This is a genomic window from Streptomyces sp. NPDC001002, assembly GCF_053599215.1.
The window spans coordinates 65,617-92,432 of the sequence record NZ_JBSFLV010000026.1 but is presented as its reverse complement, the minus strand read 5'-3'; the positions used below and the strand labels follow the sequence as shown (position 1 = coordinate 92,432).

Sequence of the window (26,816 nt, the reverse complement as noted above, 5' to 3'; positions counted from 1 at the left end):
TGGGCGACCTGGTCGGCGGCCGTCTCCCGGCCGCCGCGCTGGACACGGCCAAGGACTCGGTCGGCGGCGGACTCGCGGTCGCCGAGCAGGTCGCGAAGAACCCCTCCGCCGGAGGCCCCCAGCAGGCGCCGGCCCTGGTCGACGCCGTCCACGAGTCCTTCGCCCACGGCGTCGCCCAGACCAGCCTCATCGGCGGCATCATCATGGTCGCCGGGACACTGATCGTCCTCGCGGTCCTGCCCGGGCGCCGGGCCGGCGCGAAGGAGCGGCCGGAGGAGGAGACCGGCGGTACGACGGAGCCCGCGGGGTCACTGGACGAGGTCCCCACGGACTCCGCGCGGTAGTCCCCTCAGGCCGAACGGGCCGTCACCGGCGGACGGTTGTCGAACCGACTGTCAGTGGCGGCCCGTACGCTCCGCCGGATGACTCCCCGCCCCCTCGATCGACGCACCCTGGACGCCGCGCTCTCCGACGTCCGACAGGCCCTGACCGTGTACGACGACGCCCTGGACTGGCTGCTCGGCCCCGAAGCGGCGCCGAATGGGCCGTTGGGCGCCGAGGTGTGGGTCTTCGACCCGGCCCTGACCCACGTGCTGCTCGTACGGCACCCGTGGCGGGGCTGGGTGCCGCCCGGCGGCAAGGTGGAACCCGGCGAGACGCCCCGTGAGGCGGCCCGACGGGAGCTCTTCGAGGAGACCGGGGTCCACGCCGAGCTCCTGCCACCACCCGCGACCGCCACCGTCCGCTCCTACCGGCCGGCCTGGCCCGCCGTCCTGGGCGTGTCGTACCTCGCGGTCGTGGATCGCGGGACGAGTCTGACTCCGGAGGACGGTCAACCCGTCGACTGGCTCCCGCTTGACGAACCGTGGCAGGGCTGGTTCAGCGAGGACCGGTCGCGGATGAGACGGTGCGCGGAGCTGATCGGCGACGGGGAGTGGAGCGGTGAGAGGCAGTGGCGCGGTTGAAAAGGGAGCGGCTCGGTGAGTGACGCCGAGGAACCCGCGGACGTGGCCGCGCGGCTCACCGGTCTCGCGGTGAGCGGTGCGCGCCGGATGACCGGGGCGCTCACCGAAGTCGCCCTGGACGGCGGCCGGTCGGTGGTGGTCAAGCGCGGCGACGGACCGGGCGAGGTACGGGCCGAGGCCGCGGGGCTGCGCTGGCTCGCCGAGGCCGGCACGGTCCGGGTCCCGCGGGTGTACGGGGACGACTCGCGCTGGCTGGTGACGGACCGGGTCCCGCAGGGCCGCCCCACGGCCGAGGCGGCGCTGCGGTTCGGGCGCCAACTGGCCGCCCTGCACGCCTCGGGCGCCCCCACGTTCGGCGCCCCGCCGCCCGGCGGTCCGGTCGCCGCGTACATCGGACTCGCCCCCATGCGCAACGAACCCGGCACCGACTGGCCCCACTGGTACGCCGAGCACCGCGTGCTGCCGTATCTGCGCGAGGCGGTGGACGCGGGCATCGTCGAGTCCGCGGAGGCGGCCCTCGTCGAGCGTGTCTGTGAGCGGCTGCCCGAACTCGTGGGACCGGCCGAGCCGCCCGCACGACTGCACGGCGACCTGTGGAACGGCAACGTGCTGTGGGGAGTTGACGGGCACGTCTGGCTGATCGACCCGGCCGCGCACGGCGGGCACCGGGAGACCGACCTCGCGATGCTCGACCTCTTCGGCTGCCCGTACCTCGGCCAAGTGCTGGACGGCTACGAGGAAGTGGCGCCGCTGGCCGAGGGGTGGCGGGAGCGGGTCGGGTTGCACCAGCTCTTCCCGCTGCTCGTGCACGCGGTGCTGTTCGGGCGGGGGTACGCAGAGCAGGCACTGGCGGTGGCGCGGGCGGCCGGCGCCGGGTGAGAACGACGGGTGGGGGAACGGCTCGTGAGAGGGCTCGCGCGACAACGGCTCGTGAGCGGGGCTGCATGACAACGACCAAGGGGCGCCGCACAGTTGAGATGTGCGGCGCCCCTTGGTGTGAGGTCGGCGGCGAGGAAAGCGGACGGACTAGTTTCAGAAGGAGTTGAGAAGGAAGTCCGTTCATGGCCTCGCCTGCGGCAACCCTAACAGTCAGGCCGGGACCAAGTCGCGCAGATTTTCCGGGGTGATGACCACGGAGTCCGGGTGCAGTCCGTCGGGCTGCTCCAGGCCGATGTAGGTGACGGGCGTCGACGGGACCGTCTCGCCGTCCCACACCGTCACCTCCGTCCCGCGAGCGGCCAGCAGATCGGCGATGTACCGGACGTCGATGTGCTCACGTTCGACGATGCCGCGCATGACCGTCGCGATCGTCACCTTGTTGCCCTCGACCCGGTTGCCCGACTGGAGGCCCTTCAGATACAGGTGCAGCCACTTGGCGGTCCAACTGCCGTCCCGCGCACGTCGGAACGCCAGCGGCAGCGCGACCCGGCCGGGCCCGCGCAGCTCCGACTTCATCCGTACCGTACGCGCCTCGAACGGCTGCCCCTTCTGCTCGCCCTCGCGCAGCATGAACCCGAAGAAGGACTCCTCGACCTCCTCGAAGCCCTCGCCCGCGAAGATGTTGACCTGCGGCACGATGAACGTGCTGCGCACGGCGCCGAGCCGCAGGTTGATGAACTCCGAGGCCCCGTCGGGTGCTTCGGTGATGTCGCCGGAGTGCTCGCCCTCGATCTGGGTGAGGGAGGTGTACGCCAGCCAGGACACCGTCCGGTACTTGGCGTCCAGCATCACCGCCGACAGGTCGAAGTCCGTCCGCTCCTCGGCCTGCTTCCAGTAGACGAAGAACCGCAGCAGCTCACCCGCGACCGGGGTGACCGAGCCGCGGGGCAGCACGCCGAGGCCCGCCGCGGTCGCCCGGCCGGACAGCGGGAGCGCCACGGCGAGAACGTCCGGGTCGACCAACAGGCGCTCAGGCGCCGGGAGTCGGCGGCCGATCTCCGCGTCGAGGGCGGTGATCAGACGCTTGCGCTCGGCCGGCAGCACGGGCGGCCGCTGGTCCTCGGCGATCCAGGCGCGGCCGAGCCGGTTGACGAAGACACGGCGTTCGCCGGTGTCCGCGGCCCGGTTGTGGAGGTGCTCGCGCACCGCCAGGACGACCCGGCCGGACACCTCCGTGACGACCTGCTCGGCGGCGGCCACCACGGCCTCGCGCTCCTCGTCGTCGATCGCCGTGCGCAGCAGCCGGTCCAGGGAGCGGAACAGCTTGCCCGGCGCGGACCTGAGCAGTTCGGTCGCGCCGAGGACGTCCTGCATGCCGAGCAGTTCCTCGACACGGCTGTCGAAGGAGCGGGCCTCCTGCTCGCCCCGCGCCACGGCGAACACCTGGGCGGCGTAAGGCCATTGGGGGTACTCGTGCGGGTGCAGCCGCTCGCCGAGCCGCTTCCACCGCTCGCGATGCGCGTGGACGTCGGCGAGCTTGGCCGGGGCGGCCGCGACGACCGAGTCCAGCCCGGCGAGCAGCGCGCGCCGGACCGGGCGCGGCAACGTCCGGAACCTGGTGGGCTCTTGAAGGGTCACGTCACCGCCGGACAGCGCGCAGGCCAGCCGCAGCACGTCGGTGACGGTGTCCAGGAGCAGCTCCGAACCCGCCGTCAGCCGCGCCTCGTTGACCACGGCACGGTTCTCCCGGACCGGGATCGCCTCCGGCTGCGGGCCGTCCGCACAGCGCGCGGCGAGCACCTTGAGGTCGCTGAGGTCGTCGTCGTTGAGCGGCGTGCTGCTGCCCGCGAGCGCGAGGTACAGCGCGGTGACCTCGTCGTCCGCGGTGCCGCCCAGGTGCAGGACGGTCAGGCGGTCGCCGGCCGCGGCGATCAACTCGTCGTGATGGCCGAGCATTTCGGCGTACGTGTGCTGGTAGGTACCGTAGGAGGGCAGGGTGAGCAGGTTCACCAGACCGCTCTCCAGCTGGGCGAGCGTGCGGTCGCGGGACGCGTCGTCGGCCAGTGCCTCGGTGATGCAGCGCATCCAGAAGTCGAAGGTGTCGGGCACGTTGGCCGGGAAGTCGATGAAGTAGACGTTGTGCGCGACGTGGTCGCCGACCATCTCGCGGACCGTGCGCAGCGTGCGCACGGCGGTGTCGACGACCGTGCCCTCGGAGCGTCCCGACAGGTGTTCCAGCAGGTCGGCCGAGAGCTTGAAGCCCACGGACATCAGGACGGCGTCGAACTGCCGCGCGGCGACGTCCCCTTGACCGGCCGGGCCGGTGGACAGGGGGAGTCGGTGAGCATGCCGGATGACCAGCGGTTCCAGAAGGTGGGGCATTCCGGCATGGTCGCAGAGGCGTTCGAACGGCCGCATGTGGTTTTCCGCCGAGTCGTTCTCCGCCGAGTCGTCTTCCGTCGAGTGTTCTGCCATCGGGCAGCGTCCTCTATAGTCAACAATGCGAATAGGTGGTGAATTGGCTATCCGGTCGTCGCGATGCGCTCCGACGGCGGCGGAAGGGGACCTCGTGCCGGTGGCGGACGGATATCTGCGGTACGTGGCGCTGGGCGACAGCCAGACCGAGGGGCTCGGCGACGGCGACGACGTACAGGGTCTGCGCGGCTGTGCGGACCGGCTGGCGGAGCTGCTCGTGGCGGGCAACCCGGAGGTGCGGTACGCCAATCTCGCGGTGCGCGGGAGCCTCGCCGGGCAGGTGCGGGCCCAGCAGCTCGCGCCCGCGCTGGCGATGAAACCCGACCTCGCGACTGTCGTCGCCGGCGTCAACGACCTGCTCCGGCCGAGCTTCGACGCCGACGAGGTGGCCGGCCACCTGGAGGCGATGTTCGCCGCGCTCACCGCGCAGGGCGCCCGGGTCGCGACGGTCACCTTCCCCGACATCGCCCGCATGACTCCGCTGGCCCGCCCGCTCGTACCCCGGATCACCGCCCTCAACGACCGCATCCGGCAGGCGGCGGGCCGCCATGGCGTGGCGCTCGCCGAGACCGGCCTGCACCCGGTCCTGACCGACCCCCGCCTGTGGAGCCCCGACCGACTGCACGCGAGCCCCCTCGGCCACGCCCGCATCGCGGCGGCGGTCGCCGACGCGCTCGACCTGCCGGGCAGCGACGACACCTGGACCCACCCCTTGCCCGCCGACCCGCACACCCCCACCCGCCTGCGGGCCATCGGCGCCGAACTGCGCTGGGTCGGCTCCTTCCTGGGCCCCTGGCTCGGGCGCCGGATCCGCGGCCGCTCCTCCGGGGACGGCCGAGAGGCCAAACGACCCGAACTGCTCCCGGCCGGCCCGCTGATCGCGGGCCGCCTGAGGGAGCTCGGGCTCATGGAGAGGTCCGGGCCCATGGAGCGGTCCGGGCTGACGGAGAAGCCCGGACCCACGAAGGCGCAATAGCCATCCCCTTGACTAATCAACGCGGTGTTAATTTGGGACAATGGCTCTGCGCAACGCGGTGATGGCCGCTCTTCTGGAGGGCGAGGCGTCCGGGTACGACCTCGCGAAGGGCTTCGAGGCCTCGGTCGCCAACTTCTGGATGGCCACGCCCCAGCAGCTCTACCGGGAGCTGGAGCGCATGGAGAGCGACGGCCTCGTCTCCGCACGGGTCGTCCAGCAGGAGCGCCGCCCGAACAAGCGCCTCTTCTCCCTCACCGAGGCCGGCCTCGAAGTACTCCGGCAGTACGTGTCGGAGACCCCGGCCAAGCCCATGGCCATCCGGGACGAACTGATGGTCAAGGTCCAGTGCATCGACATCGGCGACACCGAGGCGGTACGAGCGGGCATCGTCCAGCGCATGGAACGCTCCACCACGAAACTCGCCCGTTACGAACGCCTACGCGAACGCCTGCTGGACGGCCGAGACGAGGACGAGTACCTGACCAAGACGGACCGCATCGGCCCGTACCTCACCCTCCTCGGCGGCATCGGCCTGGAACAGGGCAACCTCCGGTGGGGCGAAGAGGTACTACGGAAGCTGGACCGGCGGGCGGCGGCGAGGTCTCCGGAGAACGACTAACCCCGTCGCTCATGCTCCTGGAACCCCGGGCCGAGTGCTCGTAGTGCCTCGTCGAGGAAGTCGGACAGGGCGGAGTCGTCCTGGCGTAGCCATTGTTCGTAGGCGGCTACGGCTGCGCCGAGGCAGGTGTAGGCGATGACCTGGGGGAGGAGGGCGTCCGGGGGCTGGTGGACGCGGTTGGCCGCGAACTCCGCTACTACGGCGCGCCATTCGGCGTAGCGGAGGGTGGAGTGCGCCTGGAGTGCGGGTACTTCGAGGATCAGGCGCATGCGGAGGCGGTGCCAGGGGATCTGGGCCGCGTCCAGGCGGTTGAAGTCGACTATCGCTTCGCGGAGTGCGTCCATCATCGGGGTTTCGGGTGGGAAGCCGGCGAGGGTGGACCGTAGTCGGCGCAGCTCGCCCTCGAAATCGCCCCAGACGACGTCGTTCTTGGACTGGTAGTAGCGGAAGAAGGTGCGGCGGCCGATGCCCGCCGCGCCCGCGATGTCCTCGACCGTCACCGCGTCGAAGCCGCGTGCGGAGAACAGTCGCAGCGCGTGTGTCTCCAATTCGGCGCGGGATGTGGAGGGTCGGCGCCCGACGCGGACGGCCCGGTCGGTGGTGGGTGAACTCGACGATTCCGGCACGCGCTCTTCCTTTCGGCACCGGGTGCAATTATCGTCCCGGAAATAGAGAACGGAAGTATTCAGCAGAGAGAAGGATCTTCTCATGGTTGATGCGATCCAGAACCCGGAGCGTGACGGTGAAGCTGTGGTTCCCGGTGCGGAGGAACCGGAGCCGCTCGTGGAGGAGGAGCTCCTGGTCGAGGAGGTCTCCATCGACGGCATGTGCGGCGTGTACTGAACCGGCCGTTCTCGATGTCGACTCGCCCCTCTTTCGACATGGCCGGCGCCTGGGCCCTGCATCCGCAGGTCGCCGTACGCCCGGAGCCCTTCGGAGCCCTGCTCTACCACTTCGGCACCAGACGCCTGTCCTTCCTCAAGGACCGCCGACTCCTCGACGCCGTACGCCTGTTGGCCGACCGGCCGAGCGCCACGGCGGCCTGCCGCACCGCCGGCATCCATGACGACGAACTGACGCGCTACCGGGCCGCCCTGGAGACGCTGGCGACCTCCCACATGATCGTGCAGCGCACGAACTCCCCCGAAGGAGAGGCGCCTTGACCTCCCCCGCACCCCCGCGCCCGACCCGCCTGGTCGACCACTTCCAGTACGGCCTCGACGCCCCGATCTGCCTCACCTGGGAACTGACCTACGCCTGCAACCTGTCCTGCGTCCACTGCCTCTCCAGCTCCGGCCGCCGCGACCCACGCGAACTGACCACCGACGAATGCAAGTCGGTCATCGACGAGCTCGAACGCATGCAGGTCTTCTACGTCAACATCGGAGGCGGCGAGCCCACCGTCCGCCCCGACTTCTGGGAACTCGTCGACTACGCCACCGCCCACAAGGTCGGCGTGAAGTTCTCCACCAACGGCGTCCGTATCAGCCCCGACACGGCCCGCCGCCTCGCCGCCTCCGACTACGTCGACGTCCAACTCTCCCTCGACGGCGCCACCGCCGACGTCAACGACGCCGTGCGCGGGCCTGGTTCGTACGGCACCGCCCTTCGCGCGATGGGACACCTGAGGGCAGCCGGCTTCCGTGGTTTCAAGATCTCCGTGGTGGCCACCCGGCACAACATCGGCCAACTCGACGAGTTCAAGCACCTCGCCGACGAGTACGGTGCTCAGCTCCGCCTCACCCGACTGCGCCCGTCCGGCCGAGGCGCCGACGTCTGGGACGAACTCCATCCGACCGCGCGACAGCAACGGCAGCTGTACGACTGGCTGTTGGAGCACGGCGAGGACGTCCTCACCGGCGACTCCTTCTTCCACCTGGCGGGCTACGGCGGGGCGTTGCCCGGGTTGAACCTGTGCGGGGCCGGGCGCGTGGTGTGTCTGATCGACCCGGTGGGGGACGTCCACGCCTGCCCGTTCGCCATCCACGACACCTTCAAGGCCGGCACCGTCCGGGACGAGGGCGGCTTCACCCGCGTATGGCGCGAGTCCTCGCTCTTCGCAGACCTGCGGCACCCGCAGACCGGCGGCGCGTGCACCAGTTGCTCGGCCTTCGACTCCTGCCGGGGCGGCTGCATGGCGGCGAAGTTCTTCACCGGGCTGCCGCTGGACGGACCGGACCCGGAGTGCGTGCGGGGGCACGGGGAAACGGGGTTGGCGGATCCGGCACGTACGGTTCCCGCGCAGGGGCAGGACCACTCTCACCGTCGTACGCCGGCGGCCAAGTCGGAGGCGGTCTTCGTGACGATCGGGAGGCGTCCCGACGACCCCCGAACGCCTCCCGTCTCCCCGTGCGCCGAACACCCCCTCGCCGGATTCCGGCCCGCCGAACTCCCGTAACCCTTCGCGCGAGCGATAGCGAGAGGCAGCCACCCATGCGCAACCGCTGGTTCGAGACCGTCGCGCACGCCCAGCGGCGGGCGAAGCGACGGCTTCCCAAGTCCGTGTACAGCGCGCTGCTCGCCGGTTCCGAGGCAGGCGTCTCCTACCGTGACAACACCGCCGCCTTCCAGGAGTTGGGCCTCGCGCCGCACGTGGCCGACCTCGCCGCCGAACGCGACACGGCGACGACGGTCATGGGTCAGGAGATCTCGCTGCCCGTCGTCATCTCGCCCACCGGCGTCCAAGCCGTGCATCCGGACGGGGAGTTGGCGGTCGCCCGGGCCGCCGCCGCGCGCGGGACGGCGATGGGGCTCAGCTCCTTCGCGAGCAAACCGGTCGAGGAGGTCGTCGCCGCAAACCCGCGCACCTTCTTCCAGATGTACTGGATGGGCTCGAAGGACTCGATGACCCGCACCATGGACCGGGCCCGCACCGCCGGCGCGGCCGGACTGATCGTCACCCTCGACTGGTCCTTCTCGCACGGCCGCGACTGGGGCAGCCCCTGGATCCCGGAGCGCCTGGACCTCAAGGCGCTCACGAAACTGGCCCCGCAGGGCCTGTCCCGGCCGGGCTGGCTCCTCGACTACGCCCGCTCCGGCAGCCTCCCCGACCTCACCACCCCCAACCTGACCTACGAGAACGGGACTTCGCCCGCCTTCTTCGGCGCCTACGGGCAGTGGATGGGCACCCCGCCGCCCACCTGGGACGACATCCGATGGATGCGGGACGAATGGCAGGGCCCTTTCCTGCTCAAGGGCATCTCGCGGATCGACGACGCCCGCCGGGCCGTCGACATCGGCGTCACCGCCCTCTCGGTCTCCAACCACGGCGGCAACAACCTCGACACCACCCCCGCGCCCATCCGCCTGCTGCCCGGCGTCGCCCAGGCCGTCGGCCACGAGGTCGAGGTACTGCTCGACGGCGGCGTCCGGCGCGGCAGCGACGTCGTCAAGGCACTGGCACTCGGCGCCCGCGCGGTCCTGATCGGCCGCGCCTATCTGTGGGGCCTCGCCGCCGCCGGACAGGCCGGAGTCGAGAACGTCCTCGACATCATGGCCGGCGGCATCGACTCCACACTGCGCGGACTCGGCCGCTCCTCGATCCACGAACTCGGCCCGGCCGACGTGCTGTTGCCCCCGGGCTTCACCCGCACTGCGGGTGCCACGGAGCACCGATGACCGACCTGGCGCACCTCACCTGGACGGACCTGCCGGACCGGCCGCCGGTCCTGGTGCCGCTCGGCTCCATCGAACAGCACGGCCCGCACCTGCCGTTGGACACCGACACCCGGATCGCCGACGCCGTGGCGCGTGCGGTGGCGCGGAGACGGGAGGAACGGCGGCCGGGGGAACGGTGGTTGGTGGCCCCGCCGGTCGTCTACGCCGCCAGCGGCGAACACCAGGCTTTTCCCGGCACGGTGTCCATCGGAAACGAGGCCCTGGGCTTCCTGCTCGTGGAGCTGGCCCGCTCGCTCACGCTCTGGGCCGGCCGAGTCGTGATCGTCAACGCCCATGGCGGGAACGTCGGTTGCCTGACGTCGGTGGTCGCCCGCCTCGCGGAGGAGGGGCGGGCGGTGACCTGGATTCCGTGCTTCCCCGAGCACGGCGACGCGCACGCCGGGCACACCGAGACATCGCTAATGCTCCATCTCGCCCCTGAATTGGTCGACTTGAAGCGGGCCGAGACCGGAAACACAGCCCCGCTCGCGGAGTTGATGCCCGCCCTCCGCGCCTCCGGCGTCCGCGCGGTGTCACCCTCCGGCGTGCTCGGCGATCCGACGACCGCCACGGCCGCCGAGGGTGCGCGGCTCTTCGCCGAACTCCTGGCCCGAGCAGAAGAAGCACTTCCGTGGCCCGAGCAGAAGTAGCACTTCCGTGACTGAAGAGAAGGGCTCACCAACGTGACCGAAGAACGAAGGGTCGCCCTCGTCACCGGCGCCGCCCGCGGAATCGGTGCGGCCACGGTACGCGCCCTGTGTGCCGAGGGATACGGCGTTCTCGCCCTGGACAGCTGCGAGGGCACCGGCGACGACCTGCCGTACGCCCTCGCGACCCGCGCGGACCTGGAGAAACTCGGCGCCGAACACCCCGACCAGGTGCTCACCGAGGTCGCCGACGTCCGCGACCGGCAGGCTGTCGACGCGGCAGCCGCCAAGGCCGTCGCGCACTTCGGCCGACTCGACGCCGCCGTCACCGCGGCCGCCGTCATCCGCGGCGGACAGCCTCTCTGGGAGACCCCGGAAGCCGACCTCCGCACCCTGTGGGACGTCGACGTCATGGGCGTATGGAACACGGCGGCGGCCTGCATACCCCACTTCCTCGCCCAACCCGCTCCGAGCGGCTGCCGTTTCGTCGCCATCGCCTCGGCCGCCGGCACCCGCGGCCTCTTCCACCTGGGCGCCTACGGCACCGCCAAGCACGCCGTCGTCGGCCTGGTACGCGGCCTCGCCGCCGACCTTGTCAACACCGGAGTGACCGCGGTCGCCGTGTCCCCGGGTTCGACCCGCACCGCCATGTTGGCGGCGGCGACCGGGTTCTACGGCCTCGATGACGTCGAGGACTTCGCCGAGTCCCAGCTCCAGGGACGCCTCATCGAACCGGAGGAGGTCGCCGGGCTGGTCGCGTACTGCTGCTCGCCGGGCGGCGGCGTCGCCAACGGAGCGGTGATGAGCGCGGAAGGCGGTTTCCGGGGATGAGCGCCGGGGCGGGCTCGCCGGGGAGGAGTGGCGGGGCGAGTTCGTCCTGGGGGAGAGCCGGCTCGTCCTGGGGGAGCGGGGGAGTGGGAGCGGGCCTGCCGTTCGGCGTGGTGCTTCAACTCGGGCCCCAGGTACGGCAGTACGACAACGGTCGGGTCCTCGTCGGCGGCACCCCACCCCGGCTCGTACGACTAGCACCCCGTGCGGTGCCGCTACTGACACACCGCCGGATCCGGATCGACACGCCCGCCACAGCCCGCCTCGCGGCTCATCTCCTCGCCCTCGGCATGGCCAACCCCGTGGCCGCCGAACTACCCACCCTGGACGGCGCCTTGGTCACCGTCGTTATCCCGGTCCGCGACCGGCCACGGGAGTTGGACCGCCTGCTGCACGGCCTCGGCGGCAGCACACCGGTGATCGTGGTCGACGACGGCTCGCGAGACCCGCTCTCCGTGGCCCGCGTCGCCGCCCGCCATGCCGCCCGTCTCGTGGTCCTCGACATCAACCGAGGCCCGGCGGCGGCCCGCAACGCCGGCCTGCGCCAAGTCCGCACGCCGTACGTAGCGTTCACCGACTCCGACATGGTCATCGACGCGGACACCCTGCCCACCCTCCTGCGTCACTTCCACGACCCGGAGTTGGCGATGGTCGCCCCGCGCGTCCTCGGTCTGGCCGACGCGGGCCCCGGCTGGCTCTCCCGGTACGAAGCGGCACGTTCCTCCTTGGACCTCGGCCCCGACCCCGCCCTCGTGCACCCACGCTCACGGGTGTCATGGCTCCCCAGCGCCTGCCTGGTCGCCAGGGTCGACGCGCTCGGGGCCGGATTCACCGAAACCCTGCGGGTCGGGGAGGACGTCGACCTGATCTGGCGCTTGGCCGCCGAAGGACGACGGATCCGCTACGACCCGACGGTGACCGTCCGCCACGACCACCGCACCCGCCTTACCAACTGGGCTGCCCGCAAGGCCTATTACGGTTCCGGAGCGCACGCCCTCGCCCAGCGGCACGGCTCCGCGATCGCCCCGGCCACCCTGACCCCCTGGGCCGCGGTGGTGGCGACCGCCCTGCTCGCGCAACGCCGTTGGTCCGTCCCGGTGGTCGCCGTCGTCGCCGGCACCGTCTGCCGCGGTTACGCCCGAGAAGTGACCGCCGGTGCCGAGCAGCCGCGGCGACTCGCGGCCTCCCTGACCGGCCTGGCCCTGGCAGCAACGGCCGAACAGACGGCTGCCCTACTGCTGCGCCACTGGTGGCCGCTGACCGGCGCCGGCTGCCTCGTCTCACGCCGAGTACGCCGGGCCGCCGCACTGGCCGCGATAGCCGACGGACTCCTCGAACACCGGCGCAGGGCAAGGGACATGGACCCGGTCCGCTTCGTCGTTGCCCGCCGCCTTGACGACATTGCCTACGGGGCAGGGCTGTGGGCGGGAGCGATCCGGGGGCGGTCGGTGCGAAGCCTGCTCCCCGAGATCCGGCGGCAGCATGCCCGGAAACAGGGAGTCCGAAGGCCGGAGGGCCGATGAGCGTACGCCGATGGTTGCGCACCGTGGGTGAACTGCCTCTCCCGGCCGCCAGGTTGTCCGACTGCGCTCTTCTCGACTGGGCGGCCTCCGGCGCCATGGCGCTCACGGGTGAGGCGAGCGGCCCGCCCGTGTTGTCGCCCGGGTCGATGTGGTCGCTGCTGGACGAGGTCGGTGGGGCGTTGGAGTCACTGAGCGGGGAGACGGGACGCCGGGTTCAGGTCGACCCGGCGCTCCTTCTCACCGGCCGGGCCGGTGCCAGGAAGCTGACCCGGCGCGGCAGTATGTCGGCCGGCGGCGCGACCCGATTGCTGCGCGCCTCGGACGGCTGGTGCGCGATCACCCTCAGCCGCCCCGACGACCTCGAACTCGTCCCCGCCATCCTGGGTCGTGCCGACGTGACGGAACCCTGGCGGGAACTCGGGACGGCCGTACGAGCCACGACTGCACGTGAATTCGCCGCGCACGTGCGGATGTTCGGGGTTCCCGCTGCTTCGCTACCGGACGCACCCTTGGTTGTTGATGCGCCGTGGCAGGTCGTCCGCATCGCTTCACCCGCTCCACGTGTGCGGCTGGAGGGGGCGCTCGTCGTGGACTTCTCCTCGCTCTGGGCCGGCCCCTTGTGCGCACACCTGCTCGGCCTGGCCGGTGCCAGGGTCGTGAAGATGGAGAGCACCCGCCGCCCCGACGGCGCCCGCAGCGGAAGCCCGCGCTTCTACGACTGGTTGCACGCCGGGCACGAGAGCGTCGCCGTCGACTTCGCCACGGCCGAGGGGCGCGCGGTGCTCGTCGACCTCGTACGCGCGGCCGATGTCGTGATCGAAGCCTCCCGACCGCGTGCGCTGGCGCAGTTGGGGTTGGCGCCGGAGCAACTCGACCACCGTGCGGGCAAGGTGTGGGTGAGCATCACCGGGTACGGGCGTGGGCGGCCCGAGCGGGTCGCGTTCGGTGATGACGCGGCTGTCGCGGGTGGGCTGGTCGGCTGGACAGGCGGTCCGCAGGGTGGGTCGGTTCGGCCGGTGTTCTGCGCGGACGCGGTCGGTGATCCGCTGACGGGGATGGTGGCGGCGGTGGGTGCGCTGGGGTCTTTGGCTTGTGGGGGTGGGCAGTTGATCGATGTGTCGATGAGGGATGTGGCGGCCGCTTTCGCTGGAGCGGAGACCGATGGGCACGGTCCGCATTCGGTGCGGGGGGACGTCGTGGAGTGTCGATACCTCCGGCGCAGTCAGGCGGTATTGCCGCCGCGTGTACCCCAACCGGTAGGGCGTGCACCGGAGTTGGGTGTGGATACCGACCGATTCCTCGCCGAGCTGACTCTCACCCGAGGTCGCCGTACACGATCCGCCCCTCGATGAAGGTGGCCCGCACCTGACTCGCGTCCGGTGCGCGCATTGCATCGGCCAGCGGCCGGTCCAGCAGGACGAGGTCGGCCGGGTGCCCCACGGCGACTCGGCGCGGGGCACCGCCGGGGTCGTGCAGTGGTGACAGCATCCCGCGCAGGACGGTTCCGGCAGCGACCCGTTCGGCCGGGCCGAGCACCCGGCCCGAGGGTGTCGTCCGTGCGGCGGCGGCCCGCAGACAGGCCCACGGGTCCGGGTCGCCGTAGGGCGCGTCGCTGCTGGGGGCGACCTGGACGCCCGCACGCAGCAGACCGGCGTAACGCCACAGGTCGGGGCGGTCCTCGGGGTCTACGCGGGCCCAGTAGTCGTCGCCGCGCCGGGCGATGAGCGTCGGTTGAGTCACTACGCGGATGCCCCGGGCCGCGAGTTGCTCGGCCGCGGCGAGGTCGGCGACGGCGCAGTGTTCCACGCGGTCGCCGGCCAGCCCGCCGGCCTGGTCCAACGCGGCCAGGGTGAGCGCGAGGGCCGTGCGCGTCACGCAGTGCACGGCGACCGGGCGGCCGACGGCATGCGCCCGGCGTATTCGCTTGGCGAGGCCGTCGAGGTCGGGGAGAGCGTGGTCGGTGACGACGAGCTTCACCGGGCCGAGGCTCAGTCGGGGATGATCGGGCGGATCGGCGTCGGCCGCCATCAGCAGGGCGTGCTGGGGGAGTTCACCTTGTCGTACGGCGTCAGCGACGAGCTTGGCCGCACCCGCACCCGCACCCGCACCCGCACCCGCGCCCGCGCCCGCGCCCGCACCCACGTCCGTGTCCGGCGTCGCGTCGGCGACATGCGTGACACCGAGGGCGGCCAGCCGCACCCCCACCGCGCGCAACGACGGAGGCCGCCCGCCGAGCACGTCCCGCAGCCAGGCGTCGGCCCGCCACAGGCGTCCGGTGGGTCGGCCGGCGCCGTCGCGCTCGATGCCTTCGTGACCGGCGAGGCCGTCCGGATGTTCTCGCCCCGAGTCTCGGTCCAGCCCTGCTCGGCCTGAGCCCCGAGCGCCCCGTTCTCCGTCCCCAGCCTGCTCAAGCCGCTCCAACCCAGCCGAGTTGAGCACCCACAACGCCCCGGACCGATGCTGCACCCGCACCGGCACGCCACCGCTCCACTCGTCCAACACGCCCCGATCCAGCGCCCCGTGGACCACATCGTCGTACCCGACAGCCCGTACCCACCCGTCCTCGCCCACCGCAGCCCGCGCAAACACCGACGCGAGCTCGCCTCGCGAGACCCCGGTCAGGTCCGACGACGACTCGCCCGCCGCCATCGCCGCGAGGTGGAGGTGATGATCGGCGAGGCCGGGCAACAAGGCGCCGCCGTCTCCTCGTACGACGAACTCCGCACCCCCAGAGCGGAGTTGAGGTCCGATCTCGGCGACGATCCCTCCTCGGAGCCGCACATCCGCCACGCTCCGAAGAGAGTCGATCTCCACGCCGCGCAGGAGCACCTCACCGCCCATAGCCCTCGACCTCGTCCACCAGCCCCCACCGCAGCGCCGTTTCCGCGTCGATCCGAGCCCCGCTCAGCACCATCCACGCGGCCCGCCACCGCCCGATCCGGCGCGGCACGCTCACCGTCCCGCCCGCGCCCGGGACAAGGCCCATCCCCACCTCGGGCAGATGGAAGAAAGTCTCCGCCGACGCCGTCACCCGCCCCGCGAAGGCGGCGAACTCGATGCCCGCGCCCACCGCCGCGCCCCGCGTCCTCACAGTCACCCGTTCTCGCATCCGGTCGATCAACCGCCACGGCGCCCGGTCCAGCCGCACCAGGTACGCGGCAACGAGATCCCGGGCCGTGCCGAACTCCGCGAGATCACCTCCGCTGCAGAACACCGGCCCGGCGCCAGTCACTTCGACCTCCTTGACGGTGTCGTCGAGCAGGGCGACTTCGAGTGCCGCGTACAACTCCTCCCGCATCCGGAAGCTGAACGCGTTCCGTCGCTGCGGTCGGTCGAGCAGGATCGACAGCCGGTCGCCGTCCCGGTCGACGCGGACGAGCGGGTGGCCGGTCGCCGGGGCCGGGGTTGCCTCCCGCTCGGCCAGCCAAGCGCCGAACTCCGTCCCGCCCAGGAGCATCGAGTACACCGCCGCCTCCGCCGCCAGCCCCTGAAGGGTGTCGAGCGAGGACGTCTGGCGCAGCAACTGCCCCAGCGCCAGGCTCGCTTGCGGACGGCGAACGACGGCCGAGGACACGTCGGCGAACGCCCTGTGCGGGTCCGGCACGGGCACCAACGTCCGCTTAGATACGTCCATTTGGCGATCGGGGACGAGCGTGAACGTCAGTGCTTCCAGTAGCGGGCGCAGTCGGTCCGGTGGCCGGCGGGTCGCGATGCCGATCGTGAGGGCCGGGGAGTCGCGGACGAGAGCGGCGGCCCGGGTGGGATCCCCGGCGCCCCAGTCGTCGAGAAGCAGGCGCCGCAGCGGAGCCTGCGGGCGCCCGTCGGGGCCGATCATCAGCCCCTCGTCGACGTCGACCGGGTCCATTCGCCCAGCGTATCCCGTTGCTCCGCAGTATGGGATGTGATTCTCTCTTACGGTATTGGCATTCTCTTTTTATGTAAGTAACGTATCCGGCGATGAATGACTTCGCCCAGACCTCGTCCGGCATCCCGCTGAAACCGGTCTACGGACCGGCGGACCGGGTCGCCGAGCCGCCCGAACCGGGTGCTTTTCCCTTCACGCGGGGCAACTACGCCTCCGGGTACCGGGGACGGCTGTGGACGCTCAGGCAGTACTCGGGGTTCGGCACCGCCGAGGAGTCGAACCGGCGCTACCACTACCTCCTGGCCCAGGGCGGCACCGGCCTGTCGGTCGCGCTCGACCTGCCCACGCAGTGCGGGTACGACTCCGACGACCCGGAGGTGAGCGAGGAGGTCGGCCGGGTCGGGGTCGCCGTGGACACGCTCGCGGATGCCGAGGTGCTGTTCGAGGGCATCCCCCTGGACCGGATCAGCACCAGCTTCACGATCAACGGGACGGCGGCGATCCTGCTCGCCTTCTACGTGGCCGCCGCCGAGCGCAGGGGGGTGCCCCGGGCCAAGCTCACGGGCACCATCCAGAACGACATTCTCAAGGAGTACGCCTCGCGCGGCACTTGGATCTGGCCGCCCGAGCCGTCGCTGCGGCTGATCGCCGACACGATCGAGTTCTGCGCGGCCGAGGTGCCGAGGTTCAACGCGATCTCGGTGGCCGGCGCGCACTTCCGCGACGCGGGCGCCAACGCCGTGCAGGAGATGGCGTTCACGCTGGCCGACGGGGTCACGTACTGCGACACGGTGCTGGCCCGTGGACGTATGACGATCGATCAGTTCGCACCGCAGGTCTCCTTCTTCTTCTACACGCACGGTGATTTCTTCGAGGAGATCGCCAAGTACCGTGCCGGGCGCAGGCGTTGGGCGACCATCGTGCGTGAGCGGTACGGGGCCGGGTCCGACAAGGCGGCGATGTTCCGCTTCGGGTGCGTGGCCGGCGGGGCTTCGCTGTACGCGCCGCAGGCCCGCAACAACACCGTCCGGGTCGCGTACGAGGCGCTCGCCTCCGTACTCGGCGGTGTGCAGTCGATGTTCACGGCGGCCTGGGACGAGCCGTTCGCGCTGCCCAGCGAGGAGTCCGCGACGCTCGCCCTGCGCACCCAGCAGATCCTCGCCCACGAGACCGGAGTCGCCCGTGTGGCCGACCCGTTGGGCGGCTCGTACTTCGTCGAGGCGCTCACCGACGCCACCGAGGAGCGGATCGTCGAGATCATGGCCGACCTGGAGGCGCACGGCGGGATGGTCCGGGCGATCGAGGACGGCTATCTGCAGGGGCTGATCGCCGACGAGGCCTATCGGGTGCACCGGGACGTCGAGGCGGGCACCCGGCCCGTCGTCGGGGTCAACCGGTACGTCGCCGAGGACGAATCCGCCCCCGACATCGCCACCTACGAACTCGACGCCAAGGGCCGCGAGGTGCAGCTCAAGCGGCTCGCCCGCGTCAAGGCCGAACGAGATCCGGCCGCCGTCCGCGACCGTCTGGCCACCCTGGCCCGGGCCGCCGAGGGGACCGACAACCTCATGGGCCCGCTCATCGACTGCGCCGGCGCCTACTGCACGGTCGGGGAGATGGTGACCGCGCTGAAGGACGTGTGGGGCGAGTTCCGGCAGCCGGTGGTGTTCTGATGGGCATCCGCATCATGCCAGTAGCGCTGATCCCGATGGGCACCCACCTCCCTCAACTGGCGGTGCACTGATGGGTGTTCGCATTCTGATCGCCAAGCCCGGTCTCGACGGTCACGACCGGGGCGCGAAGATCGTGGCGCGGGCGCTGCGCGACGCCGGATTCGAGGTCGTCTTCACCGGCATCCGGCAGCGCGTCGACGACATCGTGGCGACCGCCGTCCAGGAGGACGTGGCGTTGGTCGGCCTGAGCATGCTCTCCGGCGCCCATCTGGCACTCACGGCCCGGACCGTCGAGGCGTTGAAGGCCGCCGACGCGGCCGACATCCGGGTCGTCGTCGGCGGCACGATCCCCCCGGCCGACGTACCGCGTCTGAAGGCAGCGGGCGCCGTCGCCGTGTTCCCCACCGGAACTCCCCTTGACGTCGTGGTGGCGGACGTACGCGCCCTCACCTCACCCTGAACCTTGGAGGGCACGTGCGGATCGGTGTCATGATCGGCCCCGAACGGGGGGACTCCGCGCGGAAGGTCTCGCGGATGATCGCGGACGTGCAATGGGCCGAGTCGGCCGGCCTGGACACCGCCTGGGTGCCCCAAGTCCCCTCGGACTTCGACGCGTTGACCGCCGTCGCGCTGATGGGCGCTAGCACCTCCCGGATCGAGTTGGGGACGGCGGTCGTGCCGCTCCAGGCCCAACACCCCATCGCCCTCGCCCGGCAGGCCCTGTCCACGCAGGCGGCGACCGGAGGCCGACTCGCCCTCGGCGTCGGCCCCTCGCACCACTGGATCATCCAGGACATGCTCGGCCTCCCCTACGAACACCCGGCCGGTCTCACCCGCGACTACCTCGACGTGTTGGACGCGGCCCGCAACGGCCCCGGCCCGATCGACGTCGAGAACCGCACGTACACCGTGCATAACCCCCTCGACCTCGCCCCTGTCGCCCCGCTGCCCGTCCTGCTCGCCGCCCTCGGGCCGGTCATGCTGCGCCTTGCGGGGGAGCGGGCCGACGGGACCATTCTGTGGATGGCCGACGAACGGGCCGTCGCCGACCACGTCGTCCCCCGCATCACCAAGTCGGCGGAGGAGGCCGGGCGTTCGGCCCCACGAGTCGTCGCCGGCATACCCGTCTGCCTCTGCCGACCCGCCGAGGTCGACGCGGCCCGCGAGCGCGCGAACCGGATCCTCGGGGAGGCCGAAATCTCGCCCAACTACCAACGGCTCTTGGACTACGGCGATGCCCGGGACGTCGGCGACCTGTGCGCGGCGGGCGACGAGGCGGCGATCGCGGCGCGCTTCAAGCGGTTCGCGGACGCGGGCGTCACCGATCTGTCCGTACGGCTGCTGCCGATCGGTCAGGGGCGGGACGAACTCGTCGCCTCCAAGCGTCGCACGCGCGAGATGATCGCCTCGCTCGCGGCGGAGCTCCGGTGACCGAGGGGCCACTGGCCGGCATCCGCATACTCGAAGTCGGCCACATCCTCGCGGGCCCGTTCGCCACCATGCTGCTAGCCGACCTCGGCGCCGAGGTCACCAAGATCGAGCCGCCCGGCGGAGATCTCTCCCGCCAGGTCGGCGACGCCTATTTCGCCAGCATCAACCGGAACAAGCGCAGCATCTGCCTCGACCTCACCACCCCTGAAGGGCGGGTGCGGATAGGGGAGTTGGCCACCGAAGCACACGCTCTCCTGGTGAACCTCAAGCCCTCGGTCATCCGCCGGCTCGGGCTCACCTACGACGACCTGCGCCGCTTCAACGAGCGGATCGTGTGCGTCGCCGTCACCGGATACGGGCTCGACGCGGGCGACGATCCCGCCTTCGACTACGTCATCCAGGCCGCGACCGGCGTCGCCGCGCTCACCGGCCATCCCGACGGGCCGCCGACCCTGCCCGGGTACTCCTCGGTCGACAACTCCGCAGCCCTCACTGCCGCGTTGGGCCTGCTCGCGCAGATCGTCTCCGGGCGCGGCGGACAGGTCGAGGTCGCCCTGCGGGACGTGATGCTCGCCCAGCTCAACTACCGGGCGTCGGCCTATCTCAACGACGGGGTCGAGCCGCGCCGGATGCCCTTCGGCGCGCACTCCTACTATGTGCCGGCCCAGTTGTTCCCCACCGCCGAGGGGCACTTGGCGCTGTTCGTCACGCACGACGGCTTCTGGAAGGCGTTCGCCGGCGAGGCGGGGATCGACGGCTTTCCGACGATGGCCGAGCGGGCGGCCCGACGGGACGAGGTCCTCGCTGTCGTCACACGGGCTCTCGGTGCCGACACAGCACGCGGCTGGGAGGCGCGACTGCGCCCCCTGGGCGTACCGGCGGCGGCCGTGCGCACGCTGCCCGAAGCCCTGGACGCCGCACCGGAGATGATCGTCCGGGCCGGTGAGTATCGGCTGGTCGGCAGCCCGGTGCGGGTCGCCGGGTACGAGCCCGCGTACCGGCCGCCGCCCGGGCTGGGCGAGCACGGCTGACTCCTGGCCGACTCACTCGTAGTGGACGGTGACCGACCCCTCGTCCGGCACTCCCTGGCAGGTGAGGACGTAGCCCTCGGCCACCTCGTCCTCGGTCAGTGCGTCGTTCACCCGCATCGTCGCGGTGCCCTGCGTCAACTTGGCCATGCAGCTTGCGCAGTTGCCCGCCTCGCAGGAGAAGGGCGGGGTGAGACCGGCACGGCGGGCGCTCTGCAAGAGGGTCTCGTTCGGGTGCTTCGGGACAGAGACGCGCTTGCTCCCCAGCAGGATGGTGACGGTCTCTTCGGGAGCCTTCGAGGCCGTCCCATTGACCGCGAATGGGGCCGTGGTGGTCGTAGCGGACGTGGCCGGCGAACCACCGCCGAACCGTTCGCTGAACACCCGCCCGGGCCCGGGCAGCGCCGACTCCACGAGCTCCATGAACGGCTCAGGACCGCAGACATACGCGTCCGCGTCGGCGTCCGTCCCGACGAACTCCCTTATCCCGTCGGCGTCGAGGAAGCCTCGGGCGGCATCGTGATGCCGTACGACCGTCAAGCGGCCGGGGTGGCAGGCGGCCAACTCCGCCAGCACCGAGTCGAAGATCGCCGACTCCCGGTCACGGTCGGCGCAGAGCAGGCGGACGCTGCGATCGGTCGTCGCCAGGGTGCTCTTGGCCAGAGAGAGGATCGGGGTGATTCCGCTGCCGCCGCTGAAACCGAGCAGCGGCGTGGCGGCCTCGCGGAGGCAGAACAGGCCTCTGGGCTGGGTGAGTTCGACCTCGTCGCCCTCGACGACGTGGTCGATCAGCCAGTTCGAGACCTTGCCGCCCGGCACGCGCTTCACCGTCGTCATCAGATCGGAGTCGGTCTCCGGGGCGCTCGACATCGAGTACGAGCGCAGCAGGTCCCTGCCGTCCACCTGGACCCGGAAGACGCAGAACTGCCCTGCCTGATAGGCGAACGGGCCTTCGTGCGGGGCGAGTACGAAAGTCCGTGCGTCGCTGGTCTCCTCGACGACCTTGACGACGGTCGCACGGCGGAACAGGGCGGGGCTCGCCATGGACGCCCTCCTCGGGCTCTGGTATCAAGGTTCTATCGAAGTGAGAATACTATTCTCGCCAGTCAGATGGGACCCTCTCAATGGGTGGGGACGAGAGATGAGTGAACGGGCCGCGCTGGCCTTCGAGGAGCGGGAGTACGGCCGCGACGAGCTGACGGCTCTCGCGGACGGGCTGGCCGGGACCTTGGCGGGGCGGGGTGTGCGGGCGGGGGAGCGGGTCGCGCTCATGTCGTCCAACCGGCCGGAGTTCGTGATCGCCGTACAGGCCGTCTGGCGGCTGGGCGCGGCGGTGGTCTTGCTCAGCCCGGCGTGGAAGCGGGGCGAGGTCGAACACGCTCTGGAGATCACCGAGCCCGCCCATGCCGTGGGCGACCACCCCGTACTCGCCGGCCTCATGCCGATGCTGCACCTGGACGAGCAGATCACCCCGGCGACCGGGCCGGCAGGGCGACTCGATCCCGCATCCGACGCCGTGCTCGTGTTCAGTTCGGGCACCACCGGCATGCCCAAGGCGGTCCGGCACACGCACGGTTCGCTCGCCGCCGCCGTGGGCCACTGGCGGACCGCGCTCCGACTCACCGCCGAGGACCGCATCCAGGTCGTGACCCCGCCCTCGCACATCCTCGGGCTGCTCAACATCCTCACCGCCCTGGAGGCGGGCGCCTGGTTCCGGCTGCACCGCCGATTCGACCTCGACCGGCTGCTGCACCACATCGAGCTCGACCGCATCACCATCGAGATGGTCGTGGCGCCGATCGCGCTCGCCATCGCCTCCCACCCGAAGCTGGAGCGGTACGACCTCTCGTCGCTGCGCCACATGATGTGGGGCGCGACCCCGGTGACGCCGAGCATCGCCGAGACCGTCACCCGGCGCACCGGGATCGGCTGGGTGCCCGCGTACGGCACCAGCGAACTGCCCGTCATCGCCTGCAACCCGCTGGACGGAGCCCGTCTGGAGTCGGCGGGGTGTCCGGTGCCCGGGGTGAGCGTGCGCGTGACGTCGCTGGAGACCGGGGCGGTGGTCGGTCCGGGTGAGACGGGTGAGATCGAGGTGCGCTCGCGGTCCCTGATGGCCGGGTACCTGCCGGCCGAGGAGACCGCGGACGCCTTTCACGACGGCTGGTACCGGACCGGTGATGTCGGGAGCGTCGACGCGGACGGCTGGCTGTATCTGACCGACCGCTCCAAGGAGATGATCAAGGTACGGGCGTTCCAGGTGGCGCCGGCCGAGGTGGAGGCCGTGCTGCACGGGCATCCGGCGGTCGCCGACTGCGCGGTGTTCGGCGTGCCCGACGGAGCCGACGGGGAGACGGTCGTGGCCGCCGTGCAGAGGTCGGGACAGGTGGAGGCGGCCGAACTCATCGAGTTGGTCGGCGATCGGCTCGCCTCCTACAAGCGGCCCGGGCGGGTGGAGTTCGTGAGCGAGATCCCGCGGCTGCCGTCCGGGAAGGTGCTGCGGCGGGTCCTCAAGGAACGGCTTCTTCAGAAAGGGCTTCTCCAGGAAGGGTCTCTCCAACAACAGCCTCTCCCGGAACGGCTTTCCGAGGAGCGTGATGGACGTCCGTCTGACAGCTGAACAGCGCCAACTCCGGGACGCCGCCGCTCGGTTGGCCGCCGACCTCGGCCCCGGTTCGGTGCTCGACCTGGACGACGGCGAGCGGATCGCCCGGCTGGAGAAGGCCGTGGCGGCGACGGGCTGGCGGGCGCTGCGCTCGGACGGGGCGACCGGAGTCGAAGTGGCGTTGGTCGTCGAGGAGTTCGGGCGCGGGCTGGTCGATGTACCGCTCCTCGGTCCAGTACTGGCCGACGACCTGTCCCGGGGTGAGGCGTCGGTGACCGTCGTCGTGGCAGGCTTGGCGCGCGATGCGCGCGGAATGTCCCGGGCCCTTTCCCTGGACGGCAACCGACTCCTGGCTGCCGACACCGGCGCTCTCTTCCCCGGCGCCGATCTCACCAGGCACAACGCCGAACTGCGCGGATCGCTGGAGCGGATCGGCACGGTCACCGACGAAGTGGCGGAGCGCTGGGGGGCGTTGGCCCTGGTCGCCACCTCCGCGGACTTGGTGGGCACGGCCCGTGGCGCTCATGCTCTCGCCTGCGATTACGCGGGGCTCCGCGAGCAGTACGGCCGAACGATCGGTTCCTACCAGGCGGTTGCCCATCTCCTCGCCGAAGGGCTGGCCCTGATCGAGGGTTCGGTGAGCGTGTTGCGGCACGCGGCCTGGGCGGTCGACGAACTGCCGCCGCCGGAGGCGATGCGCGCCGCCCGTATCGCCAAGCTCTACTGCGCCAGAGCGGCCCGCACCGTCTGCGAGACGGCCGTGCAGGTGCACGGCGGTATCGGCAACACGTGGGAGTGCCTCGCCCATGTGTATCTGCGCCGGGCGTTGACGTCCACCGACCTGTTCCCCGTACGCCTGGAGGAGATCGACCGTGGACTTTTGTGACGCGCCCGAGGAAGCCGCGTTCCGCGAGCGGTTGCGTGCCTGGCTGGCTGATCGGGTGGGGTCGTTCCCGACCGACGGTGACGAGTACTGGTCGCGCCAGGGCGCTTGGCACCGGGACCTGTACGCGGCCGGCTTCTTCGGACTGTCCTGGCCCAAGGCGTACGGCGGCCACGAACTGCCGCCGGTCTACGACGTCATCCTCGACGAGGAACTGGCCCGCGCAGCGGCTCCGGCCCGCCCCAGCCTCGGCTACCTCGTCCAGGGCCTCGGCCGGCACGGCAGCGAGGAGCTGCGCCGCCGCTTCCTGCCCGGCATGATCGACGGCACCGAACGTTGGTGCCAGGGCTTCAGCGAACCCGGCGCCGGTTCCGACCTGGCGTCCCTGACGACGACGGCCACTCGCGCGGGCGACGCCTATGTCGTGAACGGCCACAAGATCTGGACCAGTTACTCCGACGTGGCCGACTGGTGTCTCCTGCTGGCCCGCACCGACCCGGACGTGCCCCGGCACAAAGGGATCTCGGCGTTCATCATCGCCATGGACCAACCCGGCATCGAGCAGCGGCCGTTGAAGATGATGAGCGGGGTCACCAAGGAGTTCGGCCAGGTCCTCTTCGAGGGCGCGACCGTGCCCGCCGATCAGATGGTGGGTGCGCCCGGAGAGGGCTGGGCGCTGGCCATGACGGTCGTGGGACACGAGCGGGAGCCGTCCACGCTCGGCTTCTCGGCCCGATACGGCAAGCTCGTCCGGGAGTTGGTGGACCGCACGCCGGGCGCGCTGCCGCCGGAACTCGGCTGGGCGGTCGTAGAGACGGAGATGCTGCGGCTGCATGTTCGGCGGCGGCTGTCCGAGCAGCTCGACGGGGTCTCGCACGGGCCCGAGGGCTCGCTCGACAAGCTGCTCATGACCTGGGTGGAACAGTCCGTCGGACACGCGGCCCTGGCCGTCGGCGGCACCGAGGACCCCGAACTGCTCGGCGCCTACCTCTACAGCCGCGCACAGAGCGTCATGGGCGGCACCTCGCAGATCCAGAAGAACATCATCGCCGCGCGGATCCTCGGACTGGGAGCCTGACATGACGGACGGTCAGAACATGTACGGCATGCCGGAGGAGATCGACGTCCGCGCGGACGGCCCGCTGCGGATCATCACCCTGAACCGCCCCGACGCCTACAACGCCGTCAACGACCCGCTCCACACCGGCCTGGCCCACCTCTGGCCCCGCCTCGCCGACGACCGAGACGCCCGCGCGGCCGTACTCACCGGCGCGGGAAAGGCCTTCTCCGCCGGCGGCGACTTCACCTACCTCGACGAAATCAGACGCGACGCCGACCTGCGCTCCAAGACCATCGCGCACGGCCGTGACCTGGTCCTAGGCATGGTCCGCTGCCGTGTCCCCGTGGTCGCCGCCGTCAACGGCCCCGCCGTGGGCCTCGGTTGCAGCCTGGTCGCCCTAAGCGACGTCGTCTACATGGCCGAGTCCGCCTACCTCGCCGACCCGCACGTCCAGGTCGGCCTGGTCGCGGCCGACGGCGGCCCCCTCACCTGGCCCCTGCACACCAGCCTGCTCCTCGCCAAGGAGTACGCCCTCACCGGCGCCCGCATCCCGGCCGACAAGGCCGTCGCCCTGGGCCTGGCCAACCACGTCGTCACCGACCCCCTCGCCGAGGCCATGGCCTGCGCGAAGCGCATCGCCGGTCTGCCCCGCCAGGCCGCCGAGAGCACCAAACGCCTCCTCAACATGCACCTGGAACGCGCGGTCCTCGCCACACTCGACTTCGCCACCACGGCGGAGGAGCTGTCTTTCCAGTCGGAGGACTTCAGGGCGAGCATCGAGCGGCTGGCGGGCGGGACGGGGTGAAGCGAGCTTCCCGGCGGTGCTCCTGACTTCCGAGGCGGACTTCCGGTGCTGCGAGCTCACTTCGGAAGCGGTCTACCCGCGCCGCGGACTCACTTCGGCGGAAACCGCAACGCCCCATCCAGACGGATCACTTCACCGTTGAGATAGTCGTTCTCGCACACGTGCTGGACCAGGGCGGCGAACTCGGGCGAGCGGCCCATCCGCCTCGGGTGTGGCACCTGTGGCCCCCAGTATGCCTCCAGTTGGTCGCCCGCCTTGCCGTAGGCCGGGGTGAGGAAGGTGCCGGGGGCGATGGTGACGACGCGGATGCCGAGGGGGGAGAGGTCGCGGGCGGCGACCAGGGTCATGGCGGCGACCCCGCCCTTGGCGGCGGCGTAGGGGAGTTGGCCGATCTGGCCCTCGTACGCGGCGATGGAGGCGGTGTTGACGACGACGCCCCGGCCGCCGTCCGCGTCTAGCGGTTCGTGGCGGGCGATCGCGGCGGCGGCCAGGCGGAGCACGTTGAAGACGCCGGTGAGGTAGATGTCGATGGTCTGGCGGAAACCGGCGAGGTCCAAGGGCTCGCCATCCCGGCCGATCAGGCGTCCGCCGCTCGCGGGACCGCCGTGCGTGTCGACCGAGATCCTCAGCGGGGCAAGGGAGTTGGCCTGGTCGATGGCGGCGCGTACCTCGTCCTCGTCGGTCGCGTCCGCGCGCACGTAACGGATGCCCAGCTCCTCCTCCAGAGCCTTGCCCTTGTCGTCGGCCAGGTCCGCGACGACCACTTCCGCCCCGGCCGCGCGCAGTCGGCGGACCGTGGCCTCGCCCAACCCGCCCGCTCCGCCGACCACGAGTGCCGAAGTGCCCTGAACCTGCATCGCGACTCCCCTCCGAGGCAACATGGTTCTAGAATTGCGA

General features: G+C 71.2%; 26 protein-coding genes and 1 pseudogene. 21 read left to right on the top strand and 6 right to left on the bottom strand.

Annotated elements, in window-relative coordinates:
- The 3 genes and pseudogenes from ACWDR3_RS14940 to ACWDR3_RS14930 form a co-directional block, all read left to right on the top strand.
- Positions 1 to 344, top strand: a pseudogene (locus tag ACWDR3_RS14940) (MFS transporter); the annotation flags it as partial.
- A 78-nt stretch (positions 345 to 422) separates the two neighbouring features.
- The gene (locus tag ACWDR3_RS14935) at positions 423 to 965 is read left to right on the top strand and encodes an NUDIX domain-containing protein (protein ID WP_450352895.1); all 543 of its coding nucleotides are present in this window, start codon (positions 423 to 425) and stop codon (positions 963 to 965) included.
- 15 nt (positions 966 to 980) lie between these two features.
- Entirely contained in the window at positions 981 to 1,844 is an 864-nt protein-coding gene (locus tag ACWDR3_RS14930; protein WP_450352894.1) for a fructosamine kinase family protein, read from the top strand.
- Between the two features lie 210 nt (positions 1,845 to 2,054).
- Here ACWDR3_RS14930 and ACWDR3_RS14925 read toward each other — a convergent pair whose 3' ends face one another.
- Positions 2,055 to 4,226, bottom strand: a complete 2,172-nt coding sequence (locus tag ACWDR3_RS14925) for a hypothetical protein (protein ID WP_450352893.1) — start codon at positions 4,224 to 4,226, stop codon at positions 2,055 to 2,057.
- Between the two features lie 187 nt (positions 4,227 to 4,413).
- Here ACWDR3_RS14925 and ACWDR3_RS14920 point away from each other — a divergent pair, with 187 nt between their 5' ends.
- Positions 4,414 to 5,295, top strand: coding sequence for an SGNH/GDSL hydrolase family protein (locus tag ACWDR3_RS14920; protein WP_450352892.1), 882 nt, complete (start codon positions 4,414 to 4,416; stop codon positions 5,293 to 5,295).
- A 40-nt stretch (positions 5,296 to 5,335) separates the two neighbouring features.
- Entirely contained in the window at positions 5,336 to 5,914 is a 579-nt protein-coding gene (locus ACWDR3_RS14915) for a PadR family transcriptional regulator (protein ID WP_450352891.1), read from the top strand.
- On the opposite strand, the gene mftR is transcribed toward ACWDR3_RS14915, so the two are convergent.
- On the bottom strand, positions 5,911 to 6,540 hold the full coding sequence (gene mftR, locus ACWDR3_RS14910; RefSeq protein ID WP_450352890.1) for a mycofactocin system transcriptional regulator: 630 nt from the start codon (positions 6,538 to 6,540) through the stop codon (positions 5,911 to 5,913). The two genes, ACWDR3_RS14915 and mftR, sit on opposite strands and share 4 nt — an antisense overlap.
- Before the next feature lie 82 nt (positions 6,541 to 6,622).
- Here mftR and mftA point away from each other — a divergent pair, with 82 nt between their 5' ends.
- From mftA to ACWDR3_RS14870, 8 genes are all read left to right on the top strand, one after another.
- Positions 6,623 to 6,757 (top strand): mycofactocin precursor MftA, encoded by a 135-nt coding sequence (gene mftA / locus ACWDR3_RS14905; RefSeq protein ID WP_450352889.1) that lies wholly within the window; start codon positions 6,623 to 6,625, stop codon positions 6,755 to 6,757.
- A gap of 38 nt (positions 6,758 to 6,795) precedes the next feature.
- Positions 6,796 to 7,077, top strand: coding sequence for a mycofactocin biosynthesis chaperone MftB (mftB, locus tag ACWDR3_RS14900; RefSeq protein ID WP_450352888.1), 282 nt, complete (start codon positions 6,796 to 6,798; stop codon positions 7,075 to 7,077).
- A complete protein-coding gene (gene mftC / locus ACWDR3_RS14895) occupies positions 7,074 to 8,312 on the top strand; it encodes a mycofactocin radical SAM maturase (protein ID WP_450352887.1) in 1,239 nt (412 codons plus the stop codon). The genes mftB and mftC overlap by 4 nt, the downstream gene beginning before the upstream one ends.
- Positions 8,313 to 8,347: 35 nt before the next feature.
- On the top strand, positions 8,348 to 9,532 hold the full coding sequence (gene mftD / locus ACWDR3_RS14890; protein ID WP_450352886.1) for a pre-mycofactocin synthase MftD: 1,185 nt from the start codon (positions 8,348 to 8,350) through the stop codon (positions 9,530 to 9,532).
- Positions 9,529 to 10,221, top strand: a complete 693-nt coding sequence (mftE, locus tag ACWDR3_RS14885; protein WP_450352885.1) for a mycofactocin biosynthesis peptidyl-dipeptidase MftE — start codon at positions 9,529 to 9,531, stop codon at positions 10,219 to 10,221. The genes mftD and mftE overlap by 4 nt, the downstream gene beginning before the upstream one ends.
- Positions 10,222 to 10,254: 33 nt before the next feature.
- Positions 10,255 to 11,049: a mycofactocin-coupled SDR family oxidoreductase gene (locus ACWDR3_RS14880; protein WP_450352883.1), complete on the top strand. Its 795-nt coding sequence runs from the start codon at positions 10,255 to 10,257 to the stop codon at positions 11,047 to 11,049.
- An 83-nt stretch (positions 11,050 to 11,132) separates the two neighbouring features.
- Positions 11,133 to 12,569 (top strand): mycofactocin biosynthesis glycosyltransferase MftF, encoded by a 1,437-nt coding sequence (gene mftF, locus ACWDR3_RS14875; protein ID WP_450352881.1) that lies wholly within the window; start codon positions 11,133 to 11,135, stop codon positions 12,567 to 12,569.
- A complete protein-coding gene (locus ACWDR3_RS14870; protein ID WP_450352880.1) occupies positions 12,566 to 13,921 on the top strand; it encodes a CoA transferase in 1,356 nt (451 codons plus the stop codon). The genes mftF and ACWDR3_RS14870 overlap by 4 nt, the downstream gene beginning before the upstream one ends.
- Here the strand turns inward: ACWDR3_RS14870 and ACWDR3_RS14865 are convergent.
- The gene (locus ACWDR3_RS14865; protein WP_450352879.1) at positions 13,884 to 15,410 is read right to left on the bottom strand and encodes an amidohydrolase family protein; all 1,527 of its coding nucleotides are present in this window, start codon (positions 15,408 to 15,410) and stop codon (positions 13,884 to 13,886) included. The two genes, ACWDR3_RS14870 and ACWDR3_RS14865, sit on opposite strands and share 38 nt — an antisense overlap.
- Complete coding sequence (locus tag ACWDR3_RS14860) at positions 15,400 to 16,434, bottom strand: enoyl-CoA hydratase/isomerase family protein (RefSeq protein ID WP_450352878.1); 1,035 nt, start codon at positions 16,432 to 16,434, stop codon at positions 15,400 to 15,402. The genes ACWDR3_RS14865 and ACWDR3_RS14860 overlap by 11 nt, the downstream gene beginning before the upstream one ends.
- A 92-nt stretch (positions 16,435 to 16,526) precedes the next feature.
- Between ACWDR3_RS14860 and ACWDR3_RS14855 the strand changes: the two genes are divergently transcribed.
- The 4 genes from ACWDR3_RS14855 (at position 16,527) to ACWDR3_RS14840 (ending at position 20,569) form a co-directional block, all read left to right on the top strand.
- Positions 16,527 to 18,107: a methylmalonyl-CoA mutase family protein gene (locus ACWDR3_RS14855; protein ID WP_450352877.1), complete on the top strand. Its 1,581-nt coding sequence runs from the start codon at positions 16,527 to 16,529 to the stop codon at positions 18,105 to 18,107.
- 70 nt (positions 18,108 to 18,177) lie between these two features.
- Complete coding sequence (locus tag ACWDR3_RS14850; RefSeq protein ID WP_450352876.1) at positions 18,178 to 18,567, top strand: cobalamin B12-binding domain-containing protein; 390 nt, start codon at positions 18,178 to 18,180, stop codon at positions 18,565 to 18,567.
- Between the two features lie 14 nt (positions 18,568 to 18,581).
- The gene (locus ACWDR3_RS14845; RefSeq protein ID WP_450352875.1) at positions 18,582 to 19,538 is read left to right on the top strand and encodes a TIGR03564 family F420-dependent LLM class oxidoreductase; all 957 of its coding nucleotides are present in this window, start codon (positions 18,582 to 18,584) and stop codon (positions 19,536 to 19,538) included.
- Positions 19,535 to 20,569 carry a CaiB/BaiF CoA transferase family protein gene (locus tag ACWDR3_RS14840; protein ID WP_450352874.1) on the top strand — a complete coding sequence of 345 codons (1,035 nt, stop codon included), beginning with the start codon at positions 19,535 to 19,537 and terminating at the stop codon, positions 20,567 to 20,569. The genes ACWDR3_RS14845 and ACWDR3_RS14840 overlap by 4 nt, the downstream gene beginning before the upstream one ends.
- A 12-nt stretch (positions 20,570 to 20,581) precedes the next feature.
- Here ACWDR3_RS14840 and ACWDR3_RS14835 read toward each other — a convergent pair whose 3' ends face one another.
- Complete coding sequence (locus ACWDR3_RS14835; protein ID WP_450352873.1) at positions 20,582 to 21,610, bottom strand: 2Fe-2S iron-sulfur cluster-binding protein; 1,029 nt, start codon at positions 21,608 to 21,610, stop codon at positions 20,582 to 20,584.
- 97 nt (positions 21,611 to 21,707) lie between these two features.
- On the opposite strand from ACWDR3_RS14835, the gene ACWDR3_RS14830 reads away from it, so the two are divergent.
- The 4 genes from ACWDR3_RS14830 to ACWDR3_RS14815 are packed head-to-tail and all read left to right on the top strand — an operon-like array spanning position 21,708 to position 25,919.
- Positions 21,708 to 23,186 (top strand): class I adenylate-forming enzyme family protein, encoded by a 1,479-nt coding sequence (locus ACWDR3_RS14830; protein ID WP_450352872.1) that lies wholly within the window; start codon positions 21,708 to 21,710, stop codon positions 23,184 to 23,186.
- On the top strand, positions 23,164 to 24,057 hold the full coding sequence (locus tag ACWDR3_RS14825; protein WP_450352871.1) for an acyl-CoA dehydrogenase family protein: 894 nt from the start codon (positions 23,164 to 23,166) through the stop codon (positions 24,055 to 24,057). The genes ACWDR3_RS14830 and ACWDR3_RS14825 overlap by 23 nt, the downstream gene beginning before the upstream one ends.
- Complete coding sequence (locus tag ACWDR3_RS14820) at positions 24,044 to 25,132, top strand: acyl-CoA dehydrogenase family protein (RefSeq protein WP_450352870.1); 1,089 nt, start codon at positions 24,044 to 24,046, stop codon at positions 25,130 to 25,132. Before ACWDR3_RS14825 ends, ACWDR3_RS14820 begins: the two co-directional genes overlap by 14 nt.
- A 1-nt stretch (position 25,133) precedes the next feature.
- The gene (locus ACWDR3_RS14815; RefSeq protein ID WP_450352869.1) at positions 25,134 to 25,919 is read left to right on the top strand and encodes an enoyl-CoA hydratase/isomerase family protein; all 786 of its coding nucleotides are present in this window, start codon (positions 25,134 to 25,136) and stop codon (positions 25,917 to 25,919) included.
- An 89-nt stretch (positions 25,920 to 26,008) separates the two neighbouring features.
- On the opposite strand, the gene ACWDR3_RS14810 is transcribed toward ACWDR3_RS14815, so the two are convergent.
- Complete coding sequence (locus tag ACWDR3_RS14810; protein WP_450352868.1) at positions 26,009 to 26,776, bottom strand: SDR family NAD(P)-dependent oxidoreductase; 768 nt, start codon at positions 26,774 to 26,776, stop codon at positions 26,009 to 26,011.
- Between the last annotated feature and the right edge of the window lie 40 nt (positions 26,777 to 26,816).